This is a genomic window from Lutibacter sp. (genome assembly GCF_030692605.1).
Classification (GTDB): domain Bacteria; phylum Bacteroidota; class Bacteroidia; order Flavobacteriales; family Flavobacteriaceae; genus Lutibacter.
In genome coordinates this window covers 1-9,617 of sequence record NZ_JAUYUD010000103.1, presented here as the reverse complement: position 1 = coordinate 9,617, position 9,617 = coordinate 1, and the positions used below count along the sequence as shown (strand labels likewise).

Annotated in this window: 5 protein-coding genes and 1 pseudogene; 5 read left to right on the top strand and 1 reads right to left on the bottom strand. The window is 31.5% G+C overall.

What is annotated here, in order from left to right; translation table 11 throughout:
* From Q8S45_RS10540 to Q8S45_RS10520, 5 genes and pseudogenes are all read left to right on the top strand, one after another.
* A pseudogene (locus Q8S45_RS10540) lies at positions 1-122 on the top strand (IS982 family transposase); the annotation flags it as partial.
* Positions 123-1,109: 987 nt separating this feature from the next.
* Positions 1,110-1,850 (top strand): hypothetical protein, encoded by a 741-nt coding sequence (locus Q8S45_RS10535; RefSeq protein WP_305604482.1) that lies wholly within the window; start codon positions 1,110-1,112, stop codon positions 1,848-1,850.
* A gap of 193 nt (positions 1,851-2,043) precedes the next feature.
* A complete protein-coding gene (locus Q8S45_RS10530) occupies positions 2,044-4,965 on the top strand; it encodes a two-component regulator propeller domain-containing protein (protein ID WP_305604480.1) in 2,922 nt (973 codons plus the stop codon).
* Between the two features lie 43 nt (positions 4,966-5,008).
* Entirely contained in the window at positions 5,009-5,629 is a 621-nt protein-coding gene (locus Q8S45_RS10525) for a response regulator transcription factor (RefSeq protein WP_305604478.1), read from the top strand.
* 199 nt (positions 5,630-5,828) lie between these two features.
* Positions 5,829-9,407 (top strand): hypothetical protein, encoded by a 3,579-nt coding sequence (locus Q8S45_RS10520; protein WP_305604476.1) that lies wholly within the window; start codon positions 5,829-5,831, stop codon positions 9,405-9,407.
* A 107-nt stretch (positions 9,408-9,514) separates the two neighbouring features.
* Here the strand turns inward: Q8S45_RS10520 and Q8S45_RS10515 are convergent, their stop codons facing one another.
* Positions 9,515-9,613: an IS3 family transposase gene (locus Q8S45_RS10515; RefSeq protein WP_371132950.1), complete on the bottom strand. Its 99-nt coding sequence runs from the start codon at positions 9,611-9,613 to the stop codon at positions 9,515-9,517.
* Between the last annotated feature and the right edge of the window lie 4 nt (positions 9,614-9,617).

Genomic DNA, 9,617 nt, shown 5'->3' with positions numbered 1-9,617 from the left:
AAACATTTGATGGATTTAAAACAAGAATACTTTCTAAATTAACCTCGTTGACAATTATTCAATACATTAACAAGTTTATTTTTGAGAGAAATATTAACAACTTAAAAATTAACATTGTCTAAATGCACAACGGGTTTATTTCAATTCTTTTTATCAAATTTTAATTAAAATTGCCGCAAGTATTTATTCCTCTTCTATAAGCCACTCTCTCAAAATTTATTGCATTATTTTTTACATTAATTAAATTCGAATTAATGCAATTAATATCACCAACATGTTGTATGCTTAAAAAAGGAGGAGAAAAGGCAAAAGAAATCACTAAATCGAGATCGTTCATATTTGACCATATGACGCAACTGTAGAAACTTATTTTAGAGGTGTTTTGGGGGTTCAAAAACATTATTTGAGGTTAATATTTTAAATTTAAAAAATAAATTTTTGCAAATATAGGCAAACTGTCTAGTTTTAAACAACTTAAGAAGCAATAAATATTACAAATTAATAAATTGTATGTTTTTCGCAATAAACGGTTAAAATGCATTACAAATTTGACCAAATTATACGTATTTTATTAAATTATTTTTATTTTTTTGAATTTATTATTATATTTTTTACATCATTGGGCCAGTTATTTTGTACATAATACCATTAAAATCAAGTTTTCTAAATTAACCCTTACCCAATATTAAATCTTAAGGTTAATTTAAGTACACACTTTATGCATTTAAACAAACCTTGACTCCATATTTCCCATTCGCCTTATGTAAGTTTTGCAACATAATTATCACAATTTTCATCTGAATTTTGCTCAACAATACTATTTCCTATAATTAAAAATAACAATCTAAATCTAATTAAATTGGGTATTTTTGATCAATAAAAAATAAGCCTGTATAATTTATTCAACAACATAAAGGGAATATTATCTTTTTATAATTGGGTTTTTCCAGTTTTATTTTTTTAATGATTGATTAAAAAAATAATTCAAATGAAAATATTTGTATTTTTAACAAAAAAAACAAAGTATTTCAATCTAAAAAGTAGTTTCTTAAAACTATGGAGCAAAAAACGTGTTAATAAATAATTAAAAACCTTTAAATTTAATCGACATGAAAAATCTTAAAAAAACAATTTTTGTAGCAACACTGGCATTATGTTGTTTAACAAATGTAGAGGCACAAGTTAACAAAATGGAAAAAGGAAAAACGGCTAAAGTCAATTCTGAAAATAAAAGTGTCAACAACATAAATGGTGGAATGCCAAATAGAATTTCGATGAATGTTACAGTTCCAAAACAAACTCAAGGCGCAACATTTGGCGAAAAAGTAAATTCCGTAACAATAAATGTTACTTTAGTTGAAGGTGGCTGTGTTGTTTTATTCCCTTCAAATGAAGGCTACAGAGTGAATGTTGCAGACAAAAGCATTATCGAATTGTCGAAAAATGAGTGTGTTGCTTTTGGCGAAAAAATGAATGCAGGTTTACACGCCGCAGGAGGAGCATTAGCACAAGGTGCTTCCTTATTGGGTGGCGCGTTGCCAGGTGGCGCAATTATTTCGGCAGCTGTTTCTAGTGTAGGCAATTTAGCAGGTGGTGCTGGAGGTGGTGCGGCTGCAGCTTCTTACGCAAAAACAGGAAAATTGGATGTAAAAATACCAGATAATGAAAATGATGCAATTGTAGAATTGCCTGACGGCGAATTTGAATTAACATTTGTAATTGAAGAAAAAGCTACTTCAGGATTAAAGGATACTCTAAAGACACAAGTTCGCATTGGATTTTCGGTAGAAAATGGAATATTGAAAACAAAACACGATACGGCAAAAAATTCTGTTGGAAACATTCGATAAATTAATATTTTTTTAGATTGGAAAAGTGATTTTTAAAATGCTTTTCCTATAAAAATTGAGCGACTACAAAAAGTGAAATTTCATTGTTTTGCATCGCTTTTTTAGCTAGTAAAAATAATTTTTACCCCCTTTGATAAAATTTTGTAGTTTTATTAAATTATCTTTCATAATTCTGTGCAATCTAAATTAATAAATGACTAAAATTTCGAAAAAAATAACTTCTATATTTTTTTGTTTAGTGTTATTCCAGTTTTTTTTCGAAAATATTGGGACGAATATTTTTGCGCAATCCTACAACAAAATAAGTGCTTTTTCCACAAACGAGGGTTTGCCAAGCAATCATATTTATGATATTGTTGAGGATGACAATGGTTTTTTATGGATTTCAACTGATAACGGAATTTCTCGATTCGACGGAAAGTATTTCTATAATTATACCGTAAAAAACGGTTTACCTTCCAACGATGTTTTGCAAGTAATTAAAGAAAAAAATGGAACTGTTTGGGCTAATTGTTACAATGAAACACCTTCTTATTTTGACGAAATAAACAATCAATTTGTAACCGTGAAGCATAATGAAAACGTAAATAAAATTAGCAGCGCCTTGCTCAATTATTTGGTGCTGCCCAATGGAGGAATTAGATTTTATAATGCGATTGGTTCCTTTGATTTTATTGATAAAAAAATTCAAAAAATAAATTTCTTTAACTCATTAGGATATTTATTTATTGATTTTAAAGAGGTTTCTTTTCATTCTAAACAAATTAACTCGAAAACGAAATCAACAGAATATAAGAACTATTTTAGTTATGAAGGGAAAGTTATTGATAGCTTTTCTGAAAAATCCAATTCAAAAATAATTAGCCGCATTTTTCATTCCAATAATTATTATAGTTTTTTTACAGGAAATAGTATTCATAGGTTTTCCAACTTTAAACGGAATCCGTTTTCATTTACACTTGATTCAATAACAATTCCAGAATCGAATAAATGGTATAAGTTTTCTGCAAAAAATTTGAGTATTATAGCCAATAGCGGCACAATATACATTTATGATTTGCAAACTTTGAAATTGCAAACTAAAATAGAAAACACTACACAAACCAACTGTGCATTTATTGATAGCCACAATAATTTGTGGCTGGGCACTTTAGATAATGGATTATTATACTACAATTTGTCAAAAATCAAGAGGGTTTTAACCTCAAAAGATTTTGTAAACAGCAATTTTTTGAGTGTGGCAGTTACGCCAAAAAGTGAGATTTTGGCAGGAAACTACCACGGTGAAATTGTTAAGTTGAAGGGAATAAATCAAGATAAATTTTCAATTAACTTAGGCAATCAAAGTATTTGGATACGAAAAATAATTTATTCGAATAATAATTCATTATCAATAAATGATGCTGGTTACAGCGTTAATTTCAGTGATAACAAACCCATTACATTGTCTTTTGAAAATAATTCTAATTGTTCTTTAAAAACAGCCATTTTGTTTAATGACAGCATTGCAATAGTTGGATCAACACGAGGATTGTATAAACTTAATATTCAAAATGAAAAATACAAGCAATTAAATAGTCCCGATAAAAGGGTTTTAAATATTGTAAAGCAAAATAATGACTTTGTATATTTTGTAAGTGCTGAAGGATTGTATAAATACAATTACAAAAAGGACATTTACACGCAAATTTTATTAAACGAGGAAATAAAAGGCAATAAGCCTTCGGTTTTGGCCTACAGTAAAAATAATTTTTTATGGGTTGCCACTATTAAAGGGGAAATTTTAATTTTAAAAAATGATAAAGTACTCTATAAAATTAAGGGTGAAGAAGGTTTGCCTGAAAACATAACGAATATGATTGCCGTTCAAAATAAAATTTGGATTGCCAGTAAATCCGGAGTTTATATTATTGCCTTTAAAGAAGAAAATAAAAAATTAGATTATACAATTAATAAACTGTCAAAATCAGATGGTTTAACGTCCAATGTAGTAAATGAATTGGCATTTTATAACGACACTATTTATGCCGCTACCGATAATGGAATTTCTATAATTCCTTCTAAAATTCAATTTTCTAAATTTGAAATTTTCCCAAATATTATTTCAATAACCGTGAATAGCGAGAAAGTTTCCATTGCCAAAAGCTACAATCTAAAAAACGATGAAAAAAATATCAGCGTTCAATTATCTGGAGTTGAATTGACTGGCCATTTTAAAAATTTGCAATACTCTTTAAATGATAAAAATAATTGGGTTGATTTAGATGGAAATACCATAAATCTTTCTTTAAAAGGTGGAGACAACAATTTATTTATCAGAGCAATAGATGTCAATAATAATATTAGTGCTAAAACAATTGAACTAAAGTTTTTTATAGCCATCCCATTTTTTAAAAAGTTATGGTTTTGGATTTTATTAATATCATTTATGATGGCACTTTTGTTTTGGTGGTTTAATCACCGTAAGTTCAATCAACAAAAAATAGCATTTCAGCAGCAATTGGCATTAGAACAACAAAGAAATAAAATCACAGCCGATTTACACGATGATATTGGCGCCACTTTAAGCAGTTTGCAAATTAATAGTGCCGTTGCAAACCAACTTTTAAATAAAAATCCGAGTGAAGCAAAAAAAGTTTTACAAAAAATAGAAACACAATCGCAAAATCTTGCCGACAAAATAGGTGATATTATTTGGAGTATGAAACCCGGTAAAGATGAATTTATGACAATAAGCACACGCATTCGGAATTTTGTCAATGATATTTTGGGATCCACTGACATAAAATATGTAATTCAAACCGATCCGATTTTAGACAATTTGATTAAAGACATTACCCTTAGAAAAAATATTATTTTAATCATAAAAGAAGGGGTAAATAATGTTGCAAAATATAGCAAAGCATCCCAATTAAATATAAAATTAGGATGGGTTAACAATATCATTTCCATAGAAATTATTGACAACGGAATAGGTTTTGAAATTAATGAAACTTCAGGTAACGGCATTGCCAATATGAGAAAAAGAGTGGAAGAATTAAAGGGCAATTTTAAAATTACTTCTATACCAAAACTAGGAACATCTATTTTTGCAAATATTCCTTTTGTCCCTTAATTTAGTTACAAACGGCTCTTAAATTGTTTAGTACATTTGTTTTATGGCGATTAGAATTTTTATTTACGATGACAGCAACGAACGCAGAGATAGCTTAAAGGCATTACTGATGCTCAACGATGAGCTAAAGTTTGTTGGAGAAGCCATAAATTGCAAAAACGTACTTGCCGAAATCGAAAACTTTTATCCCGACGTAGTTTTAATGGATATCAATATGCCTGAAGTTGATGGCATTGAAGGGTTGAAACTCATAAAAACCAATCATCCAGAAGTGAAAGTGCTTATGCAAACTGCTTTTGACGACAGTGATAAAATTTTTACCTGTATCAAAAACGGAGCAAGTGGTTATATTCTAAAAAACGACAAACCACAACGAATCCTTCAAGCCATAGAAGAAGTAAATCAAGGTGGCGCCGCTATGAATCCCGCAATTGCGCAAAAAGTATTAGACTATTTTAAACCAAATAAAGCTAAAAATCCTTTAAGCCCAAAAGAAAACGAAGTTTTAGCCTGTTTAGCAGATGGATTAAGTTATAAAATGGTTGCTGATAAATTGGGAGTAAGCTATGCAACAGTTAACACCCACACCAAACGCATTTATGAAAAACTGCACATTTCTTCTTTAGGACAAGCCATCGCCTATTATTACAAAAATCTGAAATAAAATTTTGTTATGCTGCCAGTTGAAGTGAAAAAATCTAAAATCGTCAATCTACATTCTTAAATCACTTATCCCTACATTAAGGGATTTTTTGTTTTTAGTAAATTTTGATATTTGTAAGGTATTTCAATAAAACCGAAATGTAAAGGCAATATAAATCAATGCCTGTTGATATACAACCTTAACCTTTAAGTAAAAACAAATGAAACAGACAAAATCAATCTTCAACATTCTTATCGTTTTCCTATTTATTGCGCAGAATAGTTTTGCGCATACTAAACCAATTATAGGAATTGGTATCGTGGTTAAAAAAAATCCTGGAGGTGGATATATTACTGTTCCAACAGGAAATGGCGGTGGTTTCTCTACCCAACTTGAAGAAGGAGAATACGAACTTTCTTTTCCGCAAGACCAATTGCAAACGAGTATCAATGGAATTGTAAAAGCAAATTATCCAAAAAGCAACTATCAATATGATGGTTCTGGAGTAGAAATGGTTTTAGACAATTCAGCAATAAGAGTTAATATAAAACCTTCACAAGGAGACAGGTTTACAATTGATAAACAAAATAGTATTATAATTACAGTGCCAAAAGGTGGTGCTACACTTTCGGGCAAATTGAGTTGGGATGATGCCGTAATGCAAAAATCAGAAATAAGTTGCCCAGACGGATTTACGATGCAAAACGGGGAATGCGTTCCCATAAATCCTGGAAACCAACAAGAAAGAACAGAAGGAAAATTAAAAGGAAAGATTATGGGTGGCGATAACTCAATATCATCATTTCCAACAGTTGGGAATACTAAAAAAAGTAATTGCTCAAGTTTGAATGTTTCTTTGAATGCCAATGGCGGAACATCGGCTTCAACTGGAGTTTCAAATAGTTTTAGTTTTAATCCGAGTTTGGGTATAGAATTACAATGGAATCACTTCGGAATAGGTTTTGACGCAGGAACGTTTAACACCAAACCAAATTTTGATTTTAATGCTTATGCCGCTCCATTGCAAAATCTAGATTTTTTGACCATCACAACTACTAAAAGTGACTGGACCAGCACTTATTTTATGCTTGGACCACAATATACGATAACTTTGAGTCCTTCTCAAAATAAAGAGTCGGGGAGACATACTCCTTTTCATAACAAACTAACGTTTACACTCGCATTAAAAGGAGGATTAACCATAAACAAAGCGCCAGAATTTTCTGTGACGGATAAAAGCACGCCGCCAAAAAATATTGCCAGTTATACAGCACCTCAAGACTATAAAAAAAATGCCTTTAGTTTGAAACCAAGTATCGGTTTTGACTATTGGATTAGCGAAAATTTTGCGCTTACAGCCAATGCACACTATTTGATGCAAACCGGGCAAAAAGAATTTGCCACTGAATACAGAGATTTGACTAACGTGAACTTGGCACCGCCTATTTCTCCCGACCAATTTCAAAAAAACATTGCTACAGCACCAAAAGTACTAACAAACACCAAAGGACCAGAAAATTATATGAGTTTTGGTTTTGGAATTACCTATCGTTTTAACAAAGGCGGAGGTGATTGTGATGATAAATCGGATATTACTTCAAATGAAGCGCAACGAAAAGGAATTCAAGAAAATGATTTAAAAAAGATTGAACAGCGGGAGAGCCTAGAAAAGAACGATTCAGAAAAAAAAGGCTGGGACGGTTCTATAAAAGGGAATAAAGCAGTTGAAACCACCAATGATGCAACGCAAGGCAAAGGAATTAAAGAAGGTGGTTTAAAAAAGAATGAAATTGAAACGTCACAAGTTGATGGAGATGGCACAAAAGCAACTGGAGGAAACCCAACAGGAAGAAAAGGTTGGGACGGATCTGTAAAAGGAAAAAATATAGCCGAAAAAGGAATTAATGAAAATGGTTTAAAAAAGAATGAAGTGGAAACAGTTTCAGATGGACCCCAAAAAATAGCAATTAAAGAACAAGGTGTAAAAAAGAGTGATGTTGAACAATTGGTAGTTTCATCTTCTAATATAAAAGATATGTTAGTTCCAAAATCGTCTAACAATATAAATAGTAACGTGACTACAATGATGATAAAAGGAATGGGTGAAACAACAGCCGAAGGCACACCCATAGTTGTAGGAAATACGCTATCAGGCAATATCAAGATGGTTAAAGGGGTAAGTAATGCCGGAATTTTAATCGAAATGACACAAAAAGAAAACGGAGACTACGTTGCGGGCTACACTGATAAAAATGGTGATTTTTTGTTGGGACCAGCAAGTGATTCGCTTCACACAGCGTCGATAAATGGAGTGGAATATGGGGCTATAAAAATTATAGGTAATACCAAAGATAATACTGAAACTAATGCTAGCCGCAAAGGGATTAAAGAAAATGGTCTAAAAAAGAATGATGTTGAAACCACCAATGATGCAACGCAACGCAAAGGAATTAGAGAAGGTGGTTTAAAAAAGAATGAAATTGGAAATGTCGTAAATGAAGCAGAACTTAAACAAATTGCCGAAACATTGGTCAACTTTCGAAAAGGCTGGGATGGTTCTGTAAAAGGAAATAATATTGTAAATGCTGCTAATGAAGCTGATGTAAAAGCTATTGCAGAAACATTAGTCAATTTGGCTCGAAAAGGTTGGGATGGTTCCATAAAAGGAAATAAAATTGAAAATGCAACTAAGGAAGCTGATGTAAAAACCATTGCAGAAACATTAGTCAACATTCGAAAAGGTTGGGATGGAACTGTAAAAGGAAATAAAGTTGAAAATGTAGCGAATGAAGCAGATGTAAAAGCAATTTCCGAAACATTAGTCAACTTGCGAAAAGGTTGGGACGGAACTATTAAAGGGAAGAATATAGCCGAAAAAGGAATTAAAGAAAATGGTTTAAAAAAGAATGAGGTTGAAAACTCGACAGTTAACGGCTCAAAAGCGATAATTGAAAACCCAAATGACGATACGGGTGAACCAGAACAACAAGTTTATAAATTTAGTAATGGTTGTACTAGAACGTGTACTGGTAACTGGTATGCCAATGCAAACGGATCCGTTGGTTGTGATGGAACTGCTGGCCCACTGGTTTGCATCAACAAAACAGTCACTACAACACCTTCTGCAACAGCAAGAGTTACAAGACTTAGAAAGAGGCCCGATATGAAGACTCAAGTTTTTGACCAAGACGGAAACCCAACAGACAAAAAAGGTTGGGATGGTTCCATAAAAGGGAATATTATGGAAAATATTGAACCTGGGAAAAGTGGTGACAATATTCAATCAATACATATAAAAGTAACGATAACAACGAAGGTTGGATTTACTGACTGTGGAAGTCCAGGATATTTCTTTTGTATAGGTGTAGAAATTGGCGCTTTGCACAACAATCAAAATTTAGGCGATTTACCTTTAGAAAAGGACCAGTTACTAACCAACGCCAATGTAGAATTAGTAAACGGCAATACCATAAAAGTCACTTCCATAGGAGTAAAAAGCACTATTTCCGAAAAAACAATGTCTGAATTTAAAAATAAAACACAAAAAAACAAGGAATTTACTTTGGATGATAATGTATTAAAAGAGATCTGTAAAGCACTTCATTTAAATACACCAATTGAACCTGTTATTTTTAAAGCAGAAGATCAAAAATATGAGGTAATCAATACCACTAATGACGGAAAAGAAGTCCAAATTTTGGAAATCTCCCAAAAAACAAACATTAAAATAGATGGAAAAGAGTATATTTTATCAATGTTAACCACAAGCGGCAAAGGTTTAAACAGTCCAAAAAATTAGAATAAATAATTAAATGAATCGTTTGGGTTTGAAATTTAAACCTTTGTTTATTAAACAAAAAAAGCCGCTAATTTAGACTGAACCCAAAAAGTTAGACAAATTTATAATTAATTTTGACAATAATGAGCTCGATATTTTATCGGGCTCATTTTGTTTAGATTTGATTTAATTCTTTCGTTATTATAATAGTCTATATATTGTTTGATTTCA